The following is a 23136-nucleotide window of genomic DNA, read 5'->3' as shown; positions in this document are numbered from 1 at the left end:
AATGGCTGGTGACTATAAACCTAATACATTACTTTCTGTGTAAAAACTAATTTTTTCTATTAATTGGCCAGTCTCTTTAGCCCCGGGAAAAGTACTACTTAACTTGAGCGCATACTCCAGTTCTTTTAATGCTAGTAATTTTAAGTCTTTTTTGTAATAAGCCGCCCCGAGGTGGTAGCGTATTATCGGATTCTGTGGTGCAATCATTGCAGCAGCCTTCAGTTTTGATATTGACTCTTCGAACTTTCCGTTTAAGTAACAAATCCATCCATATGTATCTAATACATCAGCATTGTTTGGGTCAAGCGCCCTGGCATCTTGTGCCAGCTTCAGGGCATAATCCGTTTTGCCCTGAATTTTCGTTGCATATAAATACGCAAGGTTATTGATCGCAATTATGGTTGACGGTTCTGATTCAATTGCTTGTTCATACTCCTCAATAGCTTCATCTATTAAACCTTTAGAACGAAGTACTATCCCCAAATTCATGTGGGTGATGGCGTTATCAGGGTCGATGGCTATTACCTTCTTATAGAATGTCTCTGCATCATCATATCTTGCATTACGTTTATAAATATCTGCAAGTTGATAATATACGTATGGAGACTCTGGCGTCATTTCCAAAGCTCTTTTGTAGGTTTCTATGGCCTCATCATTTCCACCAGACCTGATCAGGATGTCTGCCTGTGCCTGGTACAAGCTTGGATCCGGAATAGCTATCTTTGATATTTCATCATGCTCCCTTAAGACACGCTCAAGCCATTGACTATTTGCATATGCTATAGATTTCCCCAAATGATATCCTATCTTTGAAGCCAGTTTATTTTTTCTACAATAATTGATTAAACCCAGAAGACTATCTTTTTGCATATTATTAAGACTTAAGGCCTCATTACTGAGATGGCTTAATGCACCTTCAAGTTCACCTTTAGACAAAAATATGTTTACCATGCATAGATTTGGGATGATACCTTCCGGTTGAATGTTTATTGTCCTTGAGCATGTATCTTTTGCTCGTTTATAGTCTCCATTCATAAGATATGTTACCGAAAGATTACATAACAGCATAACATTGTTCGGAAAATTCTCTATTCCCTGTTTATAAATCGAGATTGCATTGTCGTATTCCCCCTTATCAAAATAAAATATACCAAGTCCGTACGCTTCTGCAGATTTTGGATTATCATGTAATATGTGATTCAACTGTTCTATAGCCTTTGATAATTTGTCATTTTTCGCATATATCTTTGCAATGAGCGAACGAGCATTCTGGTTTTCAGGATCCAACTCTAAAACCTTCTTGAGTAATTCATGTGCCTTTTTATCTTCATCCAGAGCCAGATAACTTCTTACCATGGGAAAATATGTATACACATTTTCTGGTTCTGCTTTTTTCAGAGTTTCAAATTCAGTTATTGCGTCTGTGTGCTTTCCCATCAAGGCGTAAGCATTTCCCAAACCTGAATGAGCAGCAATATTTTGTGGATCAATCTTTTGTACTGATTTGTAATGATGCACTGCGATTGCGGGCTGATTAAGCTGCAACCTTATATTGGCAATGTTTAGAAGAGCTGGAACAAAATTAGAATCTATGTCTAATATTTTATTAAATACCAGTACCGCGTTGTTTAACATGTTTTTTTTTAAATAAGCGTCTCCAAGGATATTGAGTGTATGTATTTCTTCGGGTTTAATTTCCAGACCTCTCTTGCAGTACCTTATACATTCATCAAACTCATTTTGTATAAATTTTAACCTGGCCATATTGTAATGTCCTTCAAAGATATTCCCATTCAATTGCAGCATCTTTGAGAATACCATTTCCGCATTATCATACCTTGTACTTTTTAAATTAAGTTCACCCAATAGATTATGAGCAGCCAGGTTTTCCGGGGAGAGTTGTATAGCCTCACTAACCAATTTCACGGCCTCCTCTACAGAATTTTTTTTGAAAAGCATTTCCGCAAGAATTAGTCGTGTAGAAACGGAATTGTCATCAAGATCAACTAAATTCTGATACGTTGAAATAGCGTCTCCCTCTTTTTGGGCCACTATAAACGCTTTGCCCATATCTTGTGATACATATTCTGGTTTATACTCTATGATTTCATTATATACCTTGATAGCCTCCTCTTTTTTATTAGTTGAAAGATAAGTATTCGCAAGAAGAATTTTAGGTATTAGGTTCTCCGGAAGAACATTTACCGCTTTTTTGCACTCACTGATTGCCAGGTCAAAATAACCATTTTGTATTGCTACTATATACTTATTAATAGATAGCATTACCTGCTTGCCATTTTTTTCATTATTTTTACATAGTTTTATTAATTCCAGATACTCCTTTTTCTCTTCATCATTAAACATTGAGATTGATTCCACCTGTTCACCCATAAATTTCAGCCTGACCATATCATGATACCCTTCTATGGAATCATTATTCAGTTGAGGCATTTTTAGTAAATCCATTGCGGAATCGTCATGCCTTGTATCCTCAGTATCTCGAATGAACAGTTCTCTTAATAAATTATAGGATGAAAAATTTTCTGGATATAGTTCCATAACTTCTTCGGTAATTTTTACGGCTTCGTTTACTGTACCTTTTTTAAGGAGTTGGTTAGCGATGGCCAATCGTATCGATACAGATTCACTATCCGAGCCTGTCAGATTCTGATATATTGATATTGCTTCATCCTGCTTGTTTTCAAAGAATATCTCAGGTATGAGACCCTGTTGTAATATCTTTGATGACTTTTCGCGTTCACTGCTCGCCAGATTAAAGATACCCATTTGCTTTGCGGCTAATGCCTTGTTAAGACTTAATGTTACTTGCCTTGCGTATTTTTTATGACTCTTGCACAGATCAACAAATTCCAGATACTTTTTTTTCTCTTTGTCGTTAAACATCAATGATGATTCTACATGTTTACGTGCCTTATAAAAGTCACCATTGGATATATATGTATTTGATATAAGTATATCGGAAAATCTCTTTGGGGTCCTAAACCCTCCTGCCTTCTTGAATGATGATATTGATTCAGGATATTTCTCCTTTTGTTGATAGGCAATAGCAAGGTTGACGTGCAACATGGCATCTTCCGGAGCCAGCTTAAGCGCCCTGTTACATAAGTCTATAGCCTCATCTGTCCTGCCCTGCCATAAACGTAAACATGCTAATTTGTAACCGGGAAGATAGCCAGGATCAATCTCCAACACCTTCTCAAGTAAATTCGCGGCTTTATCAAAATCACCCTCATTTAAGAACTGGTCAGCCAGGATCGTATTTGCCTGCAGGTTCTTCGTGTTATAGGAGAGCAAGTCATTAAGTGTCTTTTGTGCCTCTATGCTCTTCCCTGTTACCACATATGCCTTTGCAAGGTTCAAATGTGTGTCTGCCTTACGTTCGATTCTCCTAATGGCCTTTGCAAACTGTTCAATACCCTTATCAAAGTCTCCTTGCTTTACATAAGCAAGGCCCAGTATATCGCGCACCTTTGACTCTTCCGGATCTGTTTCAATAATCTGTTCGCATTGGCGTATACACTTGCTAATCTGACCTCTCACAAGACTTAAATGTGCCATATTGATCTTCCCAATTAAAGGATTCAGCTTAATAATCTCTTTAAATATCAATTCGGCATTCTGAAAGTCCTGTAATTTCATATATGATTTACCGATGAGGATCCTGGCATCCAGATTAACGAACTCGAAGTCAATAATGTCTTTGCCCAACTTGATTGTTTCGTAATACCTTCCACTTCTAAAATATAATCTTCCCAGACCTATTTGGGCTGGAATGAATCCGGGGGAGAGCTCTAATGTAGTCTTGAATTCTGTCATGGCTTCTTTTATACTACCGCTCTCCATCAGGGCAAGCGCCAGGATATAGTGAGCCTGTGCTGACCCTGGTAACCTATTGATCATTTCCCTTAACAAAGTGACAGCATTTGTATAATCTTTTCTCTGAAACAGTTCGTTGCCTTTTAAAAAACAATCGGCAGCCTTATCAAAGTCGCCATTTGCGGTATGTAAGTTTGTCATGAGTATATTGATGGAAGGTATTCCCGGCTTTAGTGTGCCTGCCTTCCGGCAGGATGATATTGACGCGGAGGGGTCTCCCTTCTGCTGATGGGCGACTGCAAGATTAATGTAAAACTTAGTATCCTCCGGTGCAAGTTTAAGTGCCCTGTTACATATATCTATGGCATCATCTACCCTGTCCTGTAATAAATATAGACTGGTCAATTTATAACCCGGAAGGTATTCAGGGTCTATAGTTATCAAATTCACAAGGATGTTAATAGCTTTATCAATATTACCTCCCTTTTCATATAAATTTGCAAGTATCGTGTTTGCCTGCAGATTATTCGGGTCAAAGGATAAAAAGTTTTCAAGTGTATTTATTGCCTCCTTGTTCCTTCCGGTTAGTACATATGCCAGGGTAAGATTCAGGTGCGTATCTACTATACGCTGTTTTTTTTCAATAGCCTTTACAAACTGTTCAATAGCCTTGTTAAAGTTCCCCTGTTTTAAATAAGCAAGGCCAAGGATACCATATGCTCCTGCCTCTTCAGGATTTGACTTAATAATCTGTTCACATTGGCGTACACACTTGCCTAATTGGCCTCTTGCCAAACTCAAACGAGCCATGTTTATATCTCCCATCGATGGTTTTAACTCGGTAATCTCCTGAAATACAATTTCGGCACTCGTAAAGTCTCTTAACTTTATATACGCATTCCCAAGTATCTGCATCGCATCCAGGTTTTCAGGTTCAATTGTAAGTACATCTTTACTCAATCTGACCATTTCATTATAATCACCATCTTTTTCCAAAAGCCTTATAAGTCTTATTTGAGCAGTAATGAATCCTGGAGCAAGGTCTATTGTAGTTCTAAATTCTGCTTTGGCCTCTTCTATTTTTCCTTTTTCAGCTAAGGCAATGGCCAGAACATAATGAGACTGTACATAATCTGATATCTTTTCAGTTACTTTCTTTAACAAAACAATAGCATTTTCATAATCTTTTCTTTGAAACAGCACACAGCCTTCAATATAATCAATGAGAGGAGGTAAAATTACTGGATTTATTTTATGTACCAGTTCGACCACTTTAGATGCCTCATCATACTTTGACATTTTCAAGTAGAAAAGTCCAAGTTGTATGTGAACAGCTAAATCTTCAGGTTTTTCCTTTAAAATGTTTTTCAAACATTCAACAGCCTTTTGAAATTCACCCTGTTGCTCATAAATCAGTGACAAAAGCATCCGTGCTTCATAATTGTCATGATCAATTTCTGTCAAAACAACATTACAGTGTTCTTCTGCCAGGACAATTTTATTTCTCTGGGCGTACAACCTGGCAATTGCCATACGTGCGCTTAATAATTTACTATCAAGTTTCAGTGCATTTTCATAGTCAATTATTGCATCTTCAAGCAAGCCTTGCGCAGTGTGAATTGCACCCAGGCAAGTATGCGCATTCTTATTATTGGGATTTCTTTCGATTTCAGCCCTGCATATACCTTCTGCCTCCAACAGTTTTTCCAGAACCAGTGGTTCTGCCTTACCGTGCATTCGTAATTCCAGTGCTTTTGTCAAACTTATCATTGCAAGTTTAATATGTGCATCTGATAAATCAGGTTTGATCTTGAGTGCTGCCTCAAGCTTTGCTATTGCCTTATCATATTCCTTTAAATTGGCATATGATACACCCATGTAATAGTGGATCTTAGGGTCTTCCGGGGTCTTGGATAGCTCCTTTTTAAATATCTCTAGAGCTTCTCTGTTCCTCTGTACTTGCGCGAAAATAAGTCCCTGTTCGATCCCTCGTTTTTTCCAGACATCCTTAGCTATATACACGTAAAAAACAGTAAAAAGAATACATATAATTACCAGGATTGGAGCAGCAATAAATATGAGCCTGAATTTCCATCTTTTACCTTTGCTACCTTTAAATTTTTGAGAAACAGTCAAAGTAATAAATCTCCCGTTTGTGTTAACAAGTTTTCACCATTATTCATTTCTATAATATTCGGATCATAAGCATCGCCAGAACCAAAGCGACTAGAATGTATAACGCTTTTCCAGTTTACTGCTACAACAATACGTAAACTACCATTCATCAAGGGTTGAAGTGTGTGCTGTCAAGTTTGTGTGGATTGGGGTATAGAGGAAAATGGGCTGATATATAGCGCCTGCATCCCTCAGTGCATGAATAATGCAGGCGCCTGGATAATGAAATTATAATTGGATAATTTTATCTAACTGTTTGCAACTGTTTTCCGTTTAATCTTTCTCGCTGCACCAACACCTACCAGTCCTACAAGGCTGATGCCTATGAGGAGATCAAGGGATGGTTCTGGGACTGAAGCGGAAAGTGCCCAGACCACTTCACCTTCTACTTCTATGTTTTCAGGTCCACCTGGATAACTTGGAAAACCACCACTTCCGAGTTGAGCCCCTAAAAGGTAATTTCTTCCTGCGACTATTTCACTATCGTATTGCCCGGATGTGTTTACGCTCATCAGGGCGAGCATTGCATAGGCAGTTGTTTGACTATCCTCATCACCGGTACCCGGTGAAGTTAAATTAGAATGCCAGTACCATGAGCCGTTTGCATTTTGAAGACTGGCAAGTTCATCTGCCAGATCGCTGGTACTGCCAGCTGAGGCAAAAGAACCAGCCGTTGGATCAAACTCTGTACCTGTAATTCCGAGGCCAAATACACCTCCACTTAATCCAAGTATGTCGCTGTAGTAAGAACTTGGATTAGAGCTGTTCAGTGCTTCAATACCATCTGTCAAAGCTGTTGTAAATGCAGTAGTTTGAGCAGCAGTGCCTTCTCGTTGTGCGGCATATGCAAGAGGTGCAAACTCCCAGGGACGTAGATTGTTCCAAACTCCTGCTCTCCCACTTTCAATCGCCGAAATATATCCTGCAGTATTATACGTACCACTGCTTCCTACATATGTACTAGCGTCTAATTGAGTAAAAAACTCAGTAGCTTTGTCTTTGTAAGCTGTGGTGCCCGTAGCATCGTAAGTCTTTAACAAAAAAAACGGATTATAAGTGCCGACCCAAGCTGACGTTTTTGATACTAAATAATCTGCAGCCTTAGTTGCTCCTGTAAGGTGATCTGAATCACCCGTGTCACCGTATGCGCTTACTAAGCCCATGCCGATTGGGCCAGTGATATTCGCGTGCCCGGGTGCGCTATCACTAGGGCCATGTTCCCAGGTAAATGAACCATCCGTATTCTGTATAGAGCCTCCGCATAAACTCGCACGAAAAGCGCTTGATGCAAAAATTTTTTTCAATCGTACTTCAAAATTACGTTAAAAGAAGACAGTATAAAACTGCACAGCACCAACAATGGAGATAATTTGCAAATTTGAAAACACCTCTCCTACGGTTTTTTGTTTTTTACTTTAAAAATCACCAATTTAATTCTGTAACAACAGATGAAAAGCAATCATCGTCTTGTCCAGGTATGCCTGAAACGCAAGATTCCCTCTCTTGCTTAAACGATCATCACCAATATCACACTTCAAGCGCTTTATCATCCGCTCAACTGAAGGACGACGTGTCATTATTGCCTTGAATCTCTTTGCCATTGGAGGATCTTCCGTGTCTATGTGGGGTAATAACCCAAATGATATATTAATCATCCTGCCAGTTAACGAATTGGGACAACACTCTACGTGATGCAAGCATGTTGAACACACCGGTTCACCATCTGTATCCGTTGGCGCATGGTAAATGAATTTTCTTTTTCATAACGCATTCCTTTGTAATCCATCTCATGGCCACCATTGCATATTACCACACCATACGGCGTTATCTTCTCCATGCCACGCGGCAAACCATCTGTTATTCCATTCTTGCGCCTTGGATTTAAAGATGCCTTTAATTCTAAGCCGAGTTTGTCCATAAACTTATCTTTCAAATCTCTGCTATCACACGCGCTATCATACAACGCTCTTTTAACCGATTCTTCAATCACCGGATATGTATCAAATACCTTTTCTACATGTGGAAAATATGTCTCTCCATCATGTGTCGGTCCATCCAACACTGCTCTTGCATCCAGAGGCACGCCTTGACGTGGAAAACCTACAATACTTGCTTTGTGCCCCCAATACATCTTTGTTATGGATTTCACGATTGTCCCCGCTCCTTCATCTGCCAATACCCAGTCATGTTCACACTTGTCTCTGTCCTGACAGCGACACCTCTTAGTCAGCTTTGATTGCGACTTCTTCTGCTCCTTACCATCTTCGTCCTTATACTTTACTGTCTCAAACCCTGAATATGCATAATAGTGAGTTGTATCTCCTACTACTTCCTTTTCTATTTTAATCGCACCTGTCTCTATGTTCTCAGTTACCAGCGCAATCTTCATCTTATCCCATAGCCCCCACTCACTCATGATCTGGTCAAATTGCTGCAGTTTACGCTCACTTGGTATATGCCTGCTACAATACTCATCCCTTTCCCCCTTCGGTGCAAATCCACATACTCGCACAAAACTCGGATTACTCTTCAATAACATGGACACTTTTTCCGGCTCGCACGGAAATCCCATTAGAGCTGTACCCAAAAAACTTTTTAACAACGCAAAAAAACATTTTGGCCTCTTACCTCCCAATCGAAATGGCACTACCCCGGGAGATATACTCAGGGGACTTACCATCCGCTGCTTTGATTCAGCCGCTACTTCATAAAGCACATCACCTCTCTTCTCCTTGTCAACTTGCATTGTTGCTCTATTAAACAAAAGCTCCTGTCTTGCATCTTCTTTGCTCTGAGATAATACTACTTGCTTTTGGGGTTGATTTTTCAGCCTCTTTCTCTCTTCTCGTTTATTAAATTCATAAAGTGCATCGTAGTACTCAGCACCGAAATTACGGTGTTTCTCCCAGGGAAAATAATATAAAGCCCGAAACCATTCCGCATCTGGTGTATTAAGCAGTACTTTGTCATCTTCGTGAACAGTGTGAATTAGTAGCGGTTTTTGGTTGATTTGAATTTGTGATATTGGTAGCATTCTAGCGTGTCCTTTCTTGTATAGTAGTTTGTGTTATTGTGTGACTTCTATTATACAAGTTGGGCACCGTATTTTGTAATTCTACTATTGGATTTTGTAAATTATTTCACAAAACCCTTTAAAATACGGCTTACTGGCTCGTTGGCACATTATTCTTGTCGCTCCTTTTACAAAATATTGCCTCTAACTCTTTTTATAACTCTTTTACTATCAACATCTTTGTAAGTTTATGCGTCTGCTCTATAGTCAATATGTGGTCAGCGCCATCTTGAATAGGGCCAGCAAAAACTCCATAAGAATACCCGAGTAAACAAATGAACACGCTTAGTGTTGCAAATGTCCTGAACTTTTTAAACATATACATTTTCATGTCTTAGTCCTTTCCCTAGATTGTTATAATTCTAAAATATCCATTCATTTTATATTACATATTCTATAATCTTCACATTTTATTTTTCGTATCGATAGCAGAAGACATATCTAACCTGCTCCTTAGTCAAGTGTTTTTTCTTCAAGAAACCAAAGGAGTAAAAGCAATTCAATCGTTAGCTTTCTAACGCTTGTACCCGTTGAGCCTGATGCGTTGCAATGTACTTTATGTAACTCAAATAGTCAATAATAAAATAGGTATAATCAGTGTATATCAGAACTGTCCAGTAAGCTTTTTGTTAACACAGGGGCAGCTTCCGTCAACCGGATACCTATAAGATAATTATTAAAGAGCCTTGGTGCGTCTTCTCATTCTGCCTTTAAACAAACGACATCATTCATATTTCAAGTCTGATTATTTGGCAAAAATTATGCCAGAAAATTTATTATTTTGAAATACACTCTAATTTGCTAACAATCAACGACTTATCTACAAAACAGTAATGAAAGAAGTAAGAGACTGGTGTTAACATGGTAACATCGATTTGTCTAGTTTAGATCAATTTGCTTGGATAACTTGTTGTGGGGTAGATACTTATTTGATTATCAGCAAGTTTACAGTTAATGTTAGCATTCTAACGCTTTTAAGCTGTCGTAAAATTGTAAACGTACACAGACTCTGATTCACAATGGTATAAGGTAGAGTAGAGAGCAGGCGTAGTGGCTTCAGGTTGCAGTTTGTGTATAATAAAACGAAAGCTAATCGCCGTAATCACCACCAATTTTTTGAATGATATTCATTTGTGCATCAAACTTCAACTTTGCCTCCCTTGCCGAAAAAGTATATACTATTACAAGACAGCTATTTAGCATTAATTCATAACGAGAAAAAAATGGGTAGAATAAATAATAAAGAAAAAATAAGTCTTCATGTTAAGACGCTTAAAATTGTTAAAACTATTTTAGATGAGAACCCTGATATCAAAGTTATTTTTGAAGGGTCAGAAACACCACTTGAAGCGCGGATGAAACTCAGGGAGTGGGTGATGAGATATCTCGATAAAAATCCACACACAAAAAATTATTATTTACAAAAAGCCACCGGTCATCCTGCCTTAAAAAGAATCGCTTTTAGAGATTACGCAGCAATAAGATTAATGGATTATCTTGATTATGAAGGAAGGGCTTTTATTGATCCAAACAGAAAGAATAAGGAATTAATTAGTCAACCCATCAAAAATTTATGGCTAGCAATAAATCTGGGTAAAGGCTCAGCGGAAGAAGATTTTTTTCTGGATATGTTGTTTTTGTTTCGTCAAATCAATGGTCAACTTTCGCGAAAAACACCTACTAAAAAACAAGTTGAAGTATGGATGGAAAACCATCCTACTGGACTCGATGAGGATGTTGTTGCAATAAGACGCGCCAACAAAAAGCACATTATTAAAAAGTTGGTAAAAAAGATTAGTTCAGGTACACTAAAAAGTCAACGATTTCAATTTACCAACGGGATGTCTGACGAAGAAAAGTACCATAAGGCATTGGAATGGTGGGAAGATCATCGATTCCACCTTGTATTTGCCATCAAAAATCCTGGACTTTTAAACGAAATGATGAGTTCTTCCTTAAGAGAAGAAACCTTGAGGGCCATTAAAAAAGCGAAGAATAAAGGTATTCCCATCTTCGTTAACCCTTACTATCTTTCACTGATAAGTGTGGAAATAACTCCTGGTAAAACTGGTGCCGATCTACCTATGAGAGATTATATCTTTCCCAGCAAGGAATTGATATCTGAGTTTGGTCATATTCATGCCTGGGAAAAAGAGGATATCATTCAGCCTGGCGAACCTAATGCGGCAGGCTGGATCCTTCCACCCTATTTTAACGTGCATCGACGCTATCCTGAGGTAGCCATTTTTATCCCTGACACCGCTGGAAGAGCCTGTGGCGGACTGTGTGTTTCCTGCCAGCGCATGTACGATTTCCAGAGCGGTAGATTTAATTTCGATCTTGATAAACTTGTGCCCAAAACAAGTTGGCCTGAGAAAATGAAATTATTGTTAGAATATTGGGAAAAGGACACCCAGTTAAGAGATATTCTGATTACAGGTGGAGACGCTTTTATGAATACCGATTCATCACTTCGGCAAATTCTCGAAGGAGTATATCAAATGGCATTAAGTAAGAAAAATGCTAACCATTACCGTCCGGCAGGAGAAAAATATGCCGAGCTTTTGCGTGTTAGATTGGGTACAAGATTACCAGTTTTCCTACCTCAAAGAATAACTCCTGAACTTATTCAAATACTTGCCGAGTTTAAGGAAAAGGCATCTGAAATTGGCGTTAAACAATTTGTAATTCAAACGCATATTCAGTCGGCTATGGAAATAACGCCCGAAGCAAGGGACGGTATTAAAAGAATAATCGATGCGGGATGGATCGTTACCAACCAAATGGTATTTACTGCGGCCTCCTCGCGACGCGGCCACACGGCAAAACTGAGAAAGGTTCTGAATGATATTGGCGTAGTTCCTTACTATACATTTTCGGTCAAAGGATTTATGGAAAACTACCATAATTTCGCTACCAATGAAAGGGCAGCACAAGAAAGAGTAGAAGAAAAATATGTAGGCAATATTTCGAAAAAAGATTTATATTACATCAAAGGATTGCCCGACAATGCTGAAGATATGATCAACTCGCTTAAAGAATTCAGAAAAAATAAAGACATCCCTTTTATTGCTACTGACAGGTCTGTTCTAAATATGCCGGGAGTTGGCAAGAGTCTTTCATACAGAACAATCGGGATTACAAATGATGGACGACGCATTCTTAAATTTGAACATGACCAAACCCGTACTCATAGTCCAATTATCGACTCGATGGGAAACGTTGTTATCATTGAGTCCAAATCGATAAATGCCTATTTGAATCAAATGGAGAACTTTGGTGAAGATCGAAATACCTACAAAACCATCTGGGGCTATTCAGCAAGCGAAACTGAATCGAGAATGCCGATATTTCAATATCCTGATTACCAATTTAAGACTACAAATGAACTTACCAATTTCAGGATAGACCAGAAGGATATAAATGAACATTATTTTGAGAGTGCTACATCCAATTGCAATTAAGATCATTTTTTCCTTTAATCAAACACCTGACAAATCTTTACTTTTGTCTAAAACCATGTCATAAATCAAAACTCAACGGGGCATAGGACTGCACGTTTCTAATGCTTTATAATACTTTTCATGGCACTGCCTCTACGAATTGAATATCCGGGTGCATGGTATCATGTAATGAATCGGACAGTAAACCGTAATCAGCGTTTTTCTGAATCTGACGATTACGAGCTTTTCATAAAGGCGCTTAAAGAAGCGTGTGACCTATTCTATGTGTACATTCCGCTTATTGTCTTATGAGTACTCATTATTTATGTGAAGCTTCACATAATATTATCACCTGGTTATTCACACTCCAGAAGGGAATTTCTCCAGATGCGTGAGGCATGTAACCGGAGTTTACACTCAACGATATAATACAAAACATAAAAGAGATGGAACTTTGTTTCGAGGACGTTTTAAAGCCATACTTATCCAGGCAGAGGAGTACCTGGCTCATATGGTAAAATACGTTCATAAAAATCCATTAAAAGCAAAAATAATCAATGAAACAATATGTGACGAATTTAATATAGAAGAAAATATGCTTTATCAAACGAGGAGAGGTGTGGTGAATGTACCTCGATTATTTGCAATATCATTGTCATGTGAGATGTCAGGATTGAGTTTTACCGAAATTGCAAAAAAATATAAGATTAAATCATACAAAACGATAGCCTCAAGTAATTTTCGATTGAAAGAGAGAGTGAAGAAAAATAGAAAAATACATGTTAAGGGAGACATGCAGTCAAGCGGAAATTTGACCATGGCCACTTCTGACCCATATTTTATTTGTGAATAATGAATGCAGGTGCTTGTATAATGAAGTAATATTGGTAAGTATTTACTTAGCTATTAGCAACTTTTCATCTTTTTAATCTTACACGCTGCCCTTACGCCAACCAACCCTAAGAGACTGATGCCAAACAGTAGCTTAATGCCTGGCTCCGGAACACTCATGGCGCTATGGCTATACGTAAAGTTGTCAAATGCACCGAAAACCAGTTCACCGCCATCGCCATCTGTATCGGAAAAGAAAAACGGACTGGCTTTACCTATTGTTTCAGTAGAGACGATTCCAAAAAAACCACTTCCTGGTGCTCCAAGATCAAATGATGTGGCTCCTATTCCAAATTCGATATGATCTCCAGAGGTGTCAGTATTTCTCCAATCGAAACCAAACGCGTATACACCCTCATCGAAGAGAACGTTAAAGCCTTTATCGAACGTCAGGGTTCTTAACTGAATGAAATTTGTACCGTCAACGCTAGCAGCGTGACTTCCACCTTGTAGAACAAAAACATTTGCACCGGCGTTAGTAGTAGTAAAATCTCCGAAATCCTTAGGGTTAATGGACAATGGAGTTGTAAACTCGTTAAAATTTTCAGTGGTAACGGTACCTGCAGCGACTTCAAAGGTTGTACGATCAGTATAAGTTACAAATGCCGCATTAACGTTTGAAGTTAAGACCATAAGAGCAAATCCAAACACACCAGCCATAGTCAATTTCTTTAACATATTTATCCCATTCCTTTCGTCATCTGATATCTTGCTGAAACTAACAAAAAAGTAACACGAAAATATACGGCATAGTATACTTTTATTGCGCAAAAAGTCAATACGAAAAAAACACTTATTAAGCACGCATAAAAGCTACGTAGTGCAATAAGATAACAAACAATATGGTGTCACTCATTAGTAACAGTTTAGTTGTTTTAAGATAATTTATGGAGGTTTTTTGTAAGGTGCTGCCTTTTTTTATAACAAATATTCAATGTTAGAAATAAATACGGTATCTCAACCCGCTCTCTCGCATCCGCATGCAGGTTGTGATTGGCGTGTATGTCAGTCCCAAAGGGAATTCAATATCCTTTCAAATGAAAAATCTTACTGGAAAGCCCAGTTTGAAAGGAGTAAAAAGAAGAAGATACACTCTTACATGCAGTTGTAACTGCAACCCTGGTATTATTACAGCAAAAGGGCCGGATAAGCTTATATCGGGAGGTGGCTACGCAATATCTTTTTGGATAAAAGTGTTTTTAGATAAATATCGTTGGCAGACGCCAACTAATAGATTGAGAGAGGAGTTGGAGAAGTTTCAATTATTTGTCTCACAGGGGTCCATTACCGGAGGGTTTCAATTTATTTCCGGTTTGCTAAAACCCATTGAAGATGAAATTATTAATAAAAACAAAACAGAGACCCATTGGCATTGCGATGAGACCCGTTGGATGGTATTTGTTAATATGCCAGAGAAGAAAAATCATAAATGGTATCTTTGGATATATCAATCGGCAACTACTGTTGTTTTTTTACTTGTGCCTTCGCGTGGGGCAAAAGTCCCGAAAGAACACTTTGAAAATAATGCATCCGGCATTATAAGCGCGGATCGTTATGTTGCTTATAAGTGTATGATAAAATCTGGAAATTTCCTGGTTGCTTTTTGTTGGGCACATGTACGAAGGGATTTTTTAGACTTGGCGGTCAAGTGGCCTGAATTGGAAGCATGGGCATTAGTTTGGGTAGGGAAAATAGCGGATATCTACCCTATCAACAACCAGAGGATGGAGTTTGATAGGGATTCCCTGGAGTTTACAGAACTTGATCTAAAACTACGTAATTCGATTGAGCAAATGGAGAATGATCATGAACAAGAGCTATCGAAAACAAACCTTCATTGTGCCTGCGGTGCTGTTTTAAACAGTCTAAAGAACCATTGGAACGGCCTTATCCTTTTCATTGATTACCCATGGATTCCAATGGATAATAATATTGCTGAGCGGGGTTTGAGAAACCCTATCATGGGTAGAAAATCCTATTATGGTTCGGGGGCTCTATGGAGTGCCGAGCTTGCCGCAAGGAGTTTTACGATTAATCAAACATTAGAATTATGGGGTATTAATTTATATCTCTGGTACTATACTTACTTTAAAGAATGTGCAAAATATAAAAGTAAAACTCCTAACAATATACAAAAATTCTTACCATGGAATATGACAGACCAGCAACTTATTTCTTTTGGGGCTGATCCGAAAAAAGTCCCAATACCACCTCCCAAAATCAATAGAGATATTTATGATAAGAAACAAAACAGGGATGAACCATCACATATTTACCTTCATACTTTGACGCAAATGGATAGAGCGTATTATTAGGCACTAATCATTCTGTAAATATTTCCTCCATTAAAAGAGTGTTTTGGGGTATGGGTTCACCGAACATTTACTGTCAAAAAAACTACAGCAAAGGTAGCGTTTTGACGTTCTAATATAAAAACATTAAGCCTGTTTCATGGTAGTGCGGAGAATACACATAGGATGTGTTAGAACACTGATTTTCATTGTACTAAATGATTACTAAAATTAGGTCGTAGTCACCCCTCTAAAAATTATTTTTTATTTTCCAACCATGGAATCGGTAAATTCACAAATTTTTCCATGGCAGTTAAAATGTAAGGAAGGTGTCTTTTCTTTTTAAAGCTGATGGTTCTGACAGTGCCGGTTATGGAGGAGGAAGTGGAGGAGGTATAAATATAAATGTTGGGACATTATCAGGCGCAGGAGGTATAAGGTCTGTAGGGGGGAGTAATAATAGTCCAGGAAGTGGAGGCGGAGGAGGCCGTATAGCAGTATATTTTGATGACATATCAGATTTTGATATGGACAACATAACGGCTTATGGTGGTGATGGCAGTTCTGGAGATGGCGGAGCGGGTACTATATACCTGAAATCATCAGTGCAGGCGCATGGAGATTTGATAGTAGATAATAACAATTTAGTCACGACTACTGACAGTACTCCACTGAGATCAACTGGCAAGGGTGCGATAACTGCCCTGTCGGCAACTGTGCTGACGGATGCGAATGCGAGTTTCCCTGTTCCGGATCCTGTGACTGGAGCGCTTGGACTTATAGGATTGGAACTAGATCCAGATACAAATGATGCTGATACGGCAACGTTTACGATAGTAGATAACACAGAGACAACGATAACGATAGATATTGCGGATGGAGAATTGACAACAGTTGCTGCAATAGGAGATACATACATAGGAGAACACTACTTTGATAATTTGTCTGTAATAAACGGAGCCAAAGTTGAGACTCAAGATCGTATAATCTTTAACAGCCTGTTTATAACCGGAGGTGAATTGCAGGCGGAAAATATATATCAGATTGGTAAGGTAGAGACGAGTCCAATAGAAAAACTTGTAAAGCATCAAAAAGATAATATGCAAAGGGAGAGAGACAGAAGAAGGATAATTGATGATGGGCGAGGGCCAAAGGGTAAAGCAAGGCTGACGAAGGAAGAAAAGCATATAATAAACAAAGAGTTTGATGCACATAAAGTGAAGTTATTAATACCAGCTCAGCAATATGATGATGAAGCTATAACAACGGAAACAGTTAAAGAAGAAATCCTTGATAATTATAAAGAAACCGCAAAAGTGGATGCTGAAGTGGGAGAGACCAGTGGGTAGAAGGTAGTAAACAGGAGACTGCCGATAGATGAAGGACGAGTGACGTGGAGTAAAGAGTGATTAACAGTAGAAGGTGAGGGAATAAAACTACAGAGATCACTAAGAAACTGTAAAGGTATTTTTGGAGTGTTATGAAAGAAGTTAAAGTCAAGATATGATGTGAAGGCACGAAAAATGGCAATCAAATAACGAGGGGTATAAAGAAACTTTGTTTCAACTGAGTTTTCAACTCTTGCATTCAAGCAAAGATTAATCGTCCTTTTGGCTCAGGTATTTTAAGGCCGTCTTCTCTGGCTGTCTCTATCCAGAATTGCACTGCATTTTCAGCATTTTCAATTGCCTCTTTCTTTGTATTGCCGTGAGCAGTACAGCCTTGTAATTCAGGGACATCAACAACAAATATTTTATCTGTTTTGTCCCAATACAAAATCATTTCGTATTGTGATTCATTCATTGTCGTCATTAATTATAAATTTATAAGTTGTTAATATTTTCCTTATCTGCTTTATCTGATATCCTTTTGCCATTGAACCCTCAGCCTGAAGGTTTATACGTTCAATTATACCATCTTTAGTAAATATATTGTGGCTACCTTTTAGTCTTCTCTTAAAACCTAGGAAAATCAATAAATTAGTTAAGTCGCTAAAGCTGATACTATAATCGGACTGGCCTGATAATATTTTTTTTAGAAGTTTCTCCCTTTTTCCCATTAATTTCAGGTGAACGTTTTATGTCATTGCCCTGTCCTAAGACGTTAGTGCTGACTCGTAATATGGAACATATATTATCAAAAAAAGCGTCATAACGAAAGAATTAAAATAAAAGCGGATTGGAATTACCTAATCTATTTAAAAATTATGGACAGCGACTGTTAAAAACTACTGAAGTGGCAAGTGAGCTAACGTTGGGCAGGGTTCCTCCAGATGTAGTTGACATTGTACACCATCCTGCTGGTTCAATCTTACCGATTGAACCAAAACGTTTTAATTCAGGCTACAAACATGAACCGGCAAGAGATATGTGGACGGCTACTGTTTTTTTATAAATTGTTTAAGACAGCAATAGTAGATGTAGTTTTAGCGGAAATCAGTGGTTAGTGTTTGTAGGATTACGCTTTGTGATTTTAGAATTATTGAGGTAAAAAGTAGTGTACTCACGCTAAGCCGCAAAGATTGCAGAGGAAAGAACAGAAATATTTAGCCATAGATTTACATTGTTAAAAGACAGATAAGAAAGAAGCATGAGGCACGAAACAGGAAGTAAAGTGAAAAATTTTAACCACGGACCAACACAGATGTTAAGAATAAGAGATAAGGTAGGTAATCGCGCAAAGCCGCAGAGATCGCAGAGAAAAGAAAAATAAAATAAAAGATAATATTTTTTTCTTTGCGCTCTTTGCTTGTGCCGTGAAGTTAAAGAACGGAGTTCTTTAACATGTCGTAATAAAGATGATACACCAATGGAATCGCTAACCATTGCGAAGTATCGGCAACGCCATGCAGGTGGGGTTGCCAAACCACTCTACGCTGCAAACGCTGTAAAGCTGCTGTGGTGAACGGATAGAGAAAAGGTGAGAAAGACTCATCAGGTGTGGCTTTAAGAGATGAATGCAAATGAATCGCTGAAGAAGTAACGAAATCGCATAAGTTGTAGGGCAAAATCGCATTGTGCTGAGGATGCAGAGATAAGCATAGCGGAAACCTGTTTACTGGCTATGTGCCCGCCGTTATACAGGCGACATGACTTAAAGTTTGGCTTTATTATGGAACACGGGATATCCGTTTCGGGGTAACGTGTGTAAAAGACGTGAAACGGAAGTCGGACTGAGCCATAGTAGTGATGGCATTCCGCGAAAGCGGAAAGGAGTGAAGGGCTCAGGTTATTCAGTGGAATATTCACTACAACAACCTTGCAGAAGAAAAAAAAAGGTGAGGGAAGATTAAGAAATGAATATGCACGTATGCAAAACAGTACCAATTGAGTACAACCAGGTGTTAAACGCATACCGCAAGGTAAAGAGAGGCGGAAAGGCCGCAGGGATAGATAATGAAAGCTGGGAAGAGTTTGACCAGAAAGCAGAGAGGAATCTCTATGTGATCTGGAACCGGCTTGCCTCGGGTAGTTACCATCCGCAAGCGGTAAGAGAAGTGGAAATACCGAAGAAAGGCGGCAAAATGCGTAAATTAGGAATACCGACACTGCGAGATCGTATAGCGCAACAAGTAGTGAAGGATTACATGGAGAAGAGGATAGACTGCCTTTTTCATGAGAATTCCTATGGATACAGGCCAATGAAAAGTGCACATCAAGCCATAGACCAAGTCAAACAGAACTGCTACAAGCATGACTGGGTGATAGATATGGACATAAGCAGGTTCTTTGATGAAATAGATCATGTGCTGATGCTAAAAGCAGTAGAACATGTTTCAGGAGAGAAGTGGGTAAAGATGTATGTAGAGAGATGGTTAGGTATGCCTGTGCAAAAGCAAGATGGCACGCTACAGCCAAAGGCCGGGAAGGGCACGCCGCAGGGAGGAGTAATAAGCCCTTTGCTTGCAAACCTCTACTTGCACTTTTCACTTGATGTGTGGCTATCTAAGCACTACCCGCAAGTGAGCTTTGTGAGATACGCAGATGATGCAGTGGTACACTGCACAAGCAGAGCAGAGGCAGAAACAGTACTGGAATCGATAAAACAGAGACTGGCAGAGGTAAAACTGCAAGTTAACGAGGAGAAGACACGTATATCGTATTGCAGAGACTACAGACGTAGAGAACGCATAGCGATTGTAAGTTTGAATTCCTTGGATTCAGCTATCAGCCAAGAGCAAGAAAGAGCAAGAGGGATGGCAAGAATTTTACAGCATTTGCAGCCGAAATAAGCCGATCCAACCAGAAGAGAATACGGTCAGTGATAAAAGAGATGAAGATCTGGCGTAATACGAAGGTTGAAATATCTGAGATTTCCAAACTATTTAATGCTAAGCTTCGAGGGTGGATAGCGTATTATGGGAAGTATAGTAAAAGGAGCCTGAGAAACACATTACTGCTGATAGACCGGAAACTGGTCAAATGGCTAGGTAAGAAGCATAAGACTGGTTATCGAAAAGCAGTGGCAAAACTCAAAACGATAAGACAAGGGAACCCGGAGTTGTTTTATCATTGGAAAGCTGGCTACAGTTGAGGCATATCAAGAATAACACGAGCCGTATGACGGGGTACTGTCACGTCCGGTTGTGCGTCCAGATAAGGCTGGCGTGTTCAGCAGGAGTTAGTCCTGTGGGGGGAAGAGCCAGAACCCCTGTAGCTTGAATGGCAGACAAGAGGGAAACCAAATGTCTGAAGCCCATTGACAAAGCCTCTTTTAGAGAGGTGAGTGAGTTGCCGGGCCGTAACGAGAGTGAACGCATAGGTGGCCCCGAAAGTGAGAAGTCCCGGAGGTCGAGCTTGCAACCGTAGAGCGAAGACAGCATGGATATTCGAAATCTGACTGACACGAACATTCACTCCGGCGGGGTGGTAGCGATAGCACGGCAACAAGGACATGCAGGGCAACTGGAGAAGCCTTCCTCGTCCCAGAGAGAAATTTCTTGGAGCAAGCTAGATGCTATAACTGTATCAGCAGGAAGTGTATCGAAAGACGAGAAGGTGGCGGATAGGTTTGTAGTAGTCGTGAAGCGAATTAACATTCGTGGAGCAAAGAAACCTTGCTGTTAACATTCTTCCAACAATATTGTGAGGTAAGGGTTTTATGATAAAGGAGCCCATTGGGTTACAGGAACTGAGGCGGAAGATATATTTAAAGGCGAAACCTGACAATCTCTGCCAGATTTTTAGTGAATATACTATAATAAAATTATTTGTCAATGATTATAATAATCTTAAAACAAGTACAATTAGGCTTTGGAAGAGAGGCCGCCTCAATACCCAATTACTCTTGTTGGACGAAGCCGCTATCGCGGAGAACAAAATCGGAAATTTATTATATAATGTAACCTCACACCCTCAACGGGAGGGTGAATCTATTAACAAATAGGAGGTTACAGGTCTATGAAAACATTATCTCAATCCGATTTCAACAAAAATTACCAAACGCATCTAAAGCACCTACGCTTGAAAGGACTCCGGCCAAAAACAATCGAGGCTTATTCACGTGCCATCCGACGGATCGGTGATTATTTTGACAATCAGATACACGATCTATCTGAACAGCAACTACTTGACTATTTTTCCAATCTCCTCAATACCCATTCATGGAGCGCAGTCAAATTAGACCTCTACGGACTAAAGTTTTTCTACACTCATGTGCTTCATAAGCGTTGGGAGCAAGTAAATCTTATTAAACCACCCAAAACGCAACGTTTGCCCGATATTGTCACCATTAATGAAGCCCACCAACTTTTCCAGGTGACGAGAAAACTCAGTTACCGGGCCTTCTACTTTGTTCTTTACAGTCTTGGTCTCCGCCTGGGTGAAGGACTACGTCTTGAGGTTAGCGATGTCGATTCTCAGCGAATGCGGGTGCATATCCGCGATAGCAAAGGCAATAAAGACCGTTTCGTACCCCTGCCAAAGGTAACCCTGAATCTCTTACGCCGTTTTTGGCTTGTTCATCGCAATCCTGTCTTTCTATTTCCAGGCCGTCATGGTGGCTTGAAATCAGCCCACCTGGCAAAAACACCTCTGAATAGAAATGGCGTTCAGGCCACTCTGCGTAAGGTAGCCCGGGAGTGTGGAATTAAAAAAAAATTACACCACACAGTCTGCGACACAGCTACGCAACCCATCTGATTGAGGCGGGTGTTGATCTGCTTGAAGTACAAAAAATCCTCGGCCACCACAGTATTTTAACCACTGCCAAATATACCCACCTGACCTCTCATACAAATCGTAATGCCTTGCAATTAATTAATGATTTGATGAATGGTTTTTCCATAGAATGGGGGAATGTTATATGATATCTCTCTCCTCTATAATTGAGACCTTCATTGCTGACTTTATCACTCTTTATCATGGTTCGATCCTGCCAAGTCAATTCAAAGCCCTGGCAGCCATGAAGGATTGTCGCACTACGCAAAGCCGCGTCATGCTGGTCCAATGTAATGACTGTGAAAAACAGGTTTTTGTACCGCACTCCTGCGGTAACCGCAATTGTCCTCATTGTCAGAGTCATGAGTGTCAGCAGTGGTTGGAGCGTCAACTGAAAAAAGAAGTGCCTGCTGACTATTTTATGCTCACCTTTACTATACCCAAAGAGCTTCGATCATTAGCATGGCAGCATCAACGCTTGCTTTACTCGATAATGATACAGTGTTGTTGGGAAACCGTAAAAACCTTTGTCCAAAATGACAGCGTATTACAAGGAAACGCTGGAGCCATCACTGTTTTGCACACCCACTCTCGCTCTCTCGATTACCACCCGCATATCCATCTGGTAATGCCAGCCGGGGCCATCAATCAGAAGAAAAAGCTTTGGAGCTTCAAAAAAAGCGAAGGAAAGACGCGGTACCTTTTCAATCACAAAGCGCTGGCTAAAGTGTTTCGAGCAAAAATGCTCGATGCCGTGAACAAAGCGGCTCTTACGCTTCCAGTTAATTATCCCAAAACATGGGTCGTCGATTGCAAATTTGTCGGCAACGGTGAAAAGGCACTGGTCTATCTTGGTCGTTATCTCTACAAAGGGGTCATTCAAGAGAAAGATATTATTACGTGCAAAGATGGTCAGGTGACCTTTCGTTACCAGGATAGTAAGAGCAAAAAAATGCTCACAAGAACACTTCCCGGCCCGCAGTTTCTCAGGTTGATTCTCCAGCATGTTCTACCCAAAGGTTTCAGGCGAACACGGAACTTTGGTTTCCTCCACCCTAATAGCAAACGCTTGATTGCATTGCTTCAGTACCTTACCGGTATCAACCCGAATAAGTCGTCAGCCTGGTTCAGAGAGCGTCCAAAGCTTACGTGCAAATGCTGTGGAGGAATAATGAAGATCATAAAAACGATGATACCTCCATCACACAAATCCAGGTCTTTCCCCTACAAGTTAACAAAAGAGGAGGCTGTTCTGGTTATGTAATCGA

17 protein-coding genes and 1 pseudogene are annotated in these 23136 nt (G+C 39.6%); 10 read left to right on the top strand and 8 right to left on the bottom strand.

The window, feature by feature from the left end:
• Positions 1–12 precede the first annotated feature (12 nt).
• From SCALIN_RS08095 to SCALIN_RS22070, 5 genes are all read right to left on the bottom strand, one after another.
• Positions 13–5973, bottom strand: a complete 5961-nt coding sequence (locus SCALIN_RS08095) for a tetratricopeptide repeat protein (RefSeq protein WP_096894003.1) — start codon at positions 5971–5973, stop codon at positions 13–15.
• Between the two features lie 287 nt (positions 5974–6260).
• The gene (locus tag SCALIN_RS08090; protein ID WP_096894002.1) at positions 6261–7316 is read right to left on the bottom strand and encodes a prenyltransferase/squalene oxidase repeat-containing protein; all 1056 of its coding nucleotides are present in this window, start codon (positions 7314–7316) and stop codon (positions 6261–6263) included.
• Positions 7317–7442: 126 nt separating this feature from the next.
• On the bottom strand, positions 7443–7667 hold the full coding sequence (locus tag SCALIN_RS21635) for a hypothetical protein (RefSeq protein ID WP_133111765.1): 225 nt from the start codon (positions 7665–7667) through the stop codon (positions 7443–7445).
• A 29-nt stretch (positions 7668–7696) separates the two neighbouring features.
• Complete coding sequence (locus tag SCALIN_RS08085; RefSeq protein ID WP_096894001.1) at positions 7697–9046, bottom strand: hypothetical protein; 1350 nt, start codon at positions 9044–9046, stop codon at positions 7697–7699.
• 193 nt (positions 9047–9239) lie between these two features.
• Positions 9240–9416 carry a hypothetical protein gene (locus SCALIN_RS22070; protein ID WP_162532216.1) on the bottom strand — a complete coding sequence of 59 codons (177 nt, stop codon included), beginning with the start codon at positions 9414–9416 and terminating at the stop codon, positions 9240–9242.
• Between the two features lie 1024 nt (positions 9417–10440).
• On the opposite strand from SCALIN_RS22070, the gene SCALIN_RS08080 reads away from it, so the two are divergent.
• Positions 10441–12549, top strand: a complete 2109-nt coding sequence (locus SCALIN_RS08080; protein WP_133111763.1) for a KamA family radical SAM protein — start codon at positions 10441–10443, stop codon at positions 12547–12549.
• Positions 12550–12982: 433 nt separating this feature from the next.
• Positions 12983–13381: a chromosomal replication initiator protein DnaA gene (locus SCALIN_RS08075; RefSeq protein ID WP_133111761.1), complete on the top strand. Its 399-nt coding sequence runs from the start codon at positions 12983–12985 to the stop codon at positions 13379–13381.
• A 53-nt stretch (positions 13382–13434) separates the two neighbouring features.
• Here the strand turns inward: SCALIN_RS08075 and SCALIN_RS08070 are convergent, their stop codons facing one another.
• Complete coding sequence (locus tag SCALIN_RS08070) at positions 13435–14097, bottom strand: hypothetical protein (protein ID WP_096893998.1); 663 nt, start codon at positions 14095–14097, stop codon at positions 13435–13437.
• Positions 14098–14456: 359 nt separating this feature from the next.
• Here SCALIN_RS08070 and tnpC point away from each other — a divergent pair, with 359 nt between their 5' ends.
• Complete coding sequence (tnpC, locus tag SCALIN_RS08065; protein WP_162532215.1) at positions 14457–15734, top strand: IS66 family transposase; 1278 nt, start codon at positions 14457–14459, stop codon at positions 15732–15734.
• A 305-nt stretch (positions 15735–16039) separates the two neighbouring features.
• A complete protein-coding gene (locus SCALIN_RS08060) occupies positions 16040–17059 on the top strand; it encodes a hypothetical protein (RefSeq protein WP_096893996.1) in 1020 nt (339 codons plus the stop codon).
• Between the two features lie 238 nt (positions 17060–17297).
• On the opposite strand, the gene SCALIN_RS08055 is transcribed toward SCALIN_RS08060, so the two are convergent.
• Both SCALIN_RS08055 and SCALIN_RS08050 read right to left on the bottom strand, forming a co-directional pair.
• Complete coding sequence (locus tag SCALIN_RS08055) at positions 17298–17513, bottom strand: type II toxin-antitoxin system HicB family antitoxin (protein ID WP_096894133.1); 216 nt, start codon at positions 17511–17513, stop codon at positions 17298–17300.
• The gene (locus SCALIN_RS08050; RefSeq protein ID WP_096893995.1) at positions 17506–17769 is read right to left on the bottom strand and encodes a toxin HicA; all 264 of its coding nucleotides are present in this window, start codon (positions 17767–17769) and stop codon (positions 17506–17508) included. The genes SCALIN_RS08055 and SCALIN_RS08050 overlap by 8 nt, the downstream gene beginning before the upstream one ends.
• 119 nt (positions 17770–17888) lie before the next feature.
• Between SCALIN_RS08050 and SCALIN_RS08045 the strand changes: the two genes are divergently transcribed.
• The 6 genes and pseudogenes from SCALIN_RS08045 to SCALIN_RS08015 all read left to right on the top strand — a co-directional run bounded on the left by SCALIN_RS08045 (position 17889) and on the right by SCALIN_RS08015 (position 23132).
• Entirely contained in the window at positions 17889–18104 is a 216-nt protein-coding gene (locus SCALIN_RS08045; protein WP_096893994.1) for a hypothetical protein, read from the top strand.
• A 901-nt stretch (positions 18105–19005) separates the two neighbouring features.
• The gene (gene ltrA / locus SCALIN_RS08040; RefSeq protein WP_203415399.1) at positions 19006–19941 is read left to right on the top strand and encodes a group II intron reverse transcriptase/maturase; all 936 of its coding nucleotides are present in this window, start codon (positions 19006–19008) and stop codon (positions 19939–19941) included.
• A gap of 29 nt (positions 19942–19970) precedes the next feature.
• The gene (locus tag SCALIN_RS22645) at positions 19971–20243 is read left to right on the top strand and encodes a group II intron maturase-specific domain-containing protein (RefSeq protein WP_203415398.1); all 273 of its coding nucleotides are present in this window, start codon (positions 19971–19973) and stop codon (positions 20241–20243) included.
• Between the two features lie 567 nt (positions 20244–20810).
• Positions 20811–21095 carry a hypothetical protein gene (locus SCALIN_RS08030; RefSeq protein WP_096893992.1) on the top strand — a complete coding sequence of 95 codons (285 nt, stop codon included), beginning with the start codon at positions 20811–20813 and terminating at the stop codon, positions 21093–21095.
• Between the two features lie 14 nt (positions 21096–21109).
• Positions 21110–22017 (top strand): annotated as a pseudogene (locus tag SCALIN_RS08025) (tyrosine-type recombinase/integrase).
• The gene (locus SCALIN_RS08015; protein WP_096892569.1) at positions 22014–23132 is read left to right on the top strand and encodes an IS91 family transposase; all 1119 of its coding nucleotides are present in this window, start codon (positions 22014–22016) and stop codon (positions 23130–23132) included. The pseudogene SCALIN_RS08025 and the gene SCALIN_RS08015 overlap by 4 nt, the downstream one beginning before the upstream one ends.
• Positions 23133–23136 lie beyond the last annotated feature (4 nt).

The organism is Candidatus Scalindua japonica, from assembly GCF_002443295.1.
Classification (GTDB): Bacteria; Planctomycetota; Brocadiia; order Brocadiales; family Scalinduaceae; genus Scalindua; species Scalindua japonica.
The sequence above is the reverse complement of the archived record's forward strand: the minus strand, read 5'-3'. Positions and strand labels throughout refer to the sequence as shown.

Excerpts from the sequence above, each read along its gene's own strand:
- SCALIN_RS08030 (WP_096893992.1), top strand. The coding sequence starts at position 20,811 with ATGATAAAGGAGCCCATTGGGTTACAGGAACTGAGGCGGAAGATATAT.
- SCALIN_RS08070 (WP_096893998.1), bottom strand. The coding sequence starts at position 14,097 with ATGTTAAAGAAATTGACTATGGCTGGTGTGTTTGGATTTGCTCTTATG.
- SCALIN_RS08055 (WP_096894133.1), bottom strand. The coding sequence starts at position 17,513 with ATGAATGAATCACAATACGAAATGATTTTGTATTGGGACAAAACAGAT.
- SCALIN_RS21635 (WP_133111765.1), bottom strand. The coding sequence starts at position 7,667 with ATGATTAATATATCATTTGGGTTATTACCCCACATAGACACGGAAGAT.
- SCALIN_RS08050 (WP_096893995.1), bottom strand. The coding sequence starts at position 17,769 with ATGGGAAAAAGGGAGAAACTTCTAAAAAAAATATTATCAGGCCAGTCC.
- SCALIN_RS08080 (WP_133111763.1), top strand. The coding sequence starts at position 10,441 with ATGAAACTCAGGGAGTGGGTGATGAGATATCTCGATAAAAATCCACAC.
- SCALIN_RS22070 (WP_162532216.1), bottom strand. The coding sequence starts at position 9,416 with ATGAAAATGTATATGTTTAAAAAGTTCAGGACATTTGCAACACTAAGC.
- ltrA (WP_203415399.1), top strand. The coding sequence starts at position 19,006 with ATGAATATGCACGTATGCAAAACAGTACCAATTGAGTACAACCAGGTG.
- SCALIN_RS08085 (WP_096894001.1), bottom strand. The coding sequence starts at position 9,046 with ATGCTACCAATATCACAAATTCAAATCAACCAAAAACCGCTACTAATT.
- tnpC (WP_162532215.1), top strand. The coding sequence starts at position 14,457 with ATGAAAAATCTTACTGGAAAGCCCAGTTTGAAAGGAGTAAAAAGAAGA.
- SCALIN_RS08015 (WP_096892569.1), top strand. The coding sequence starts at position 22,014 with ATGATATCTCTCTCCTCTATAATTGAGACCTTCATTGCTGACTTTATC.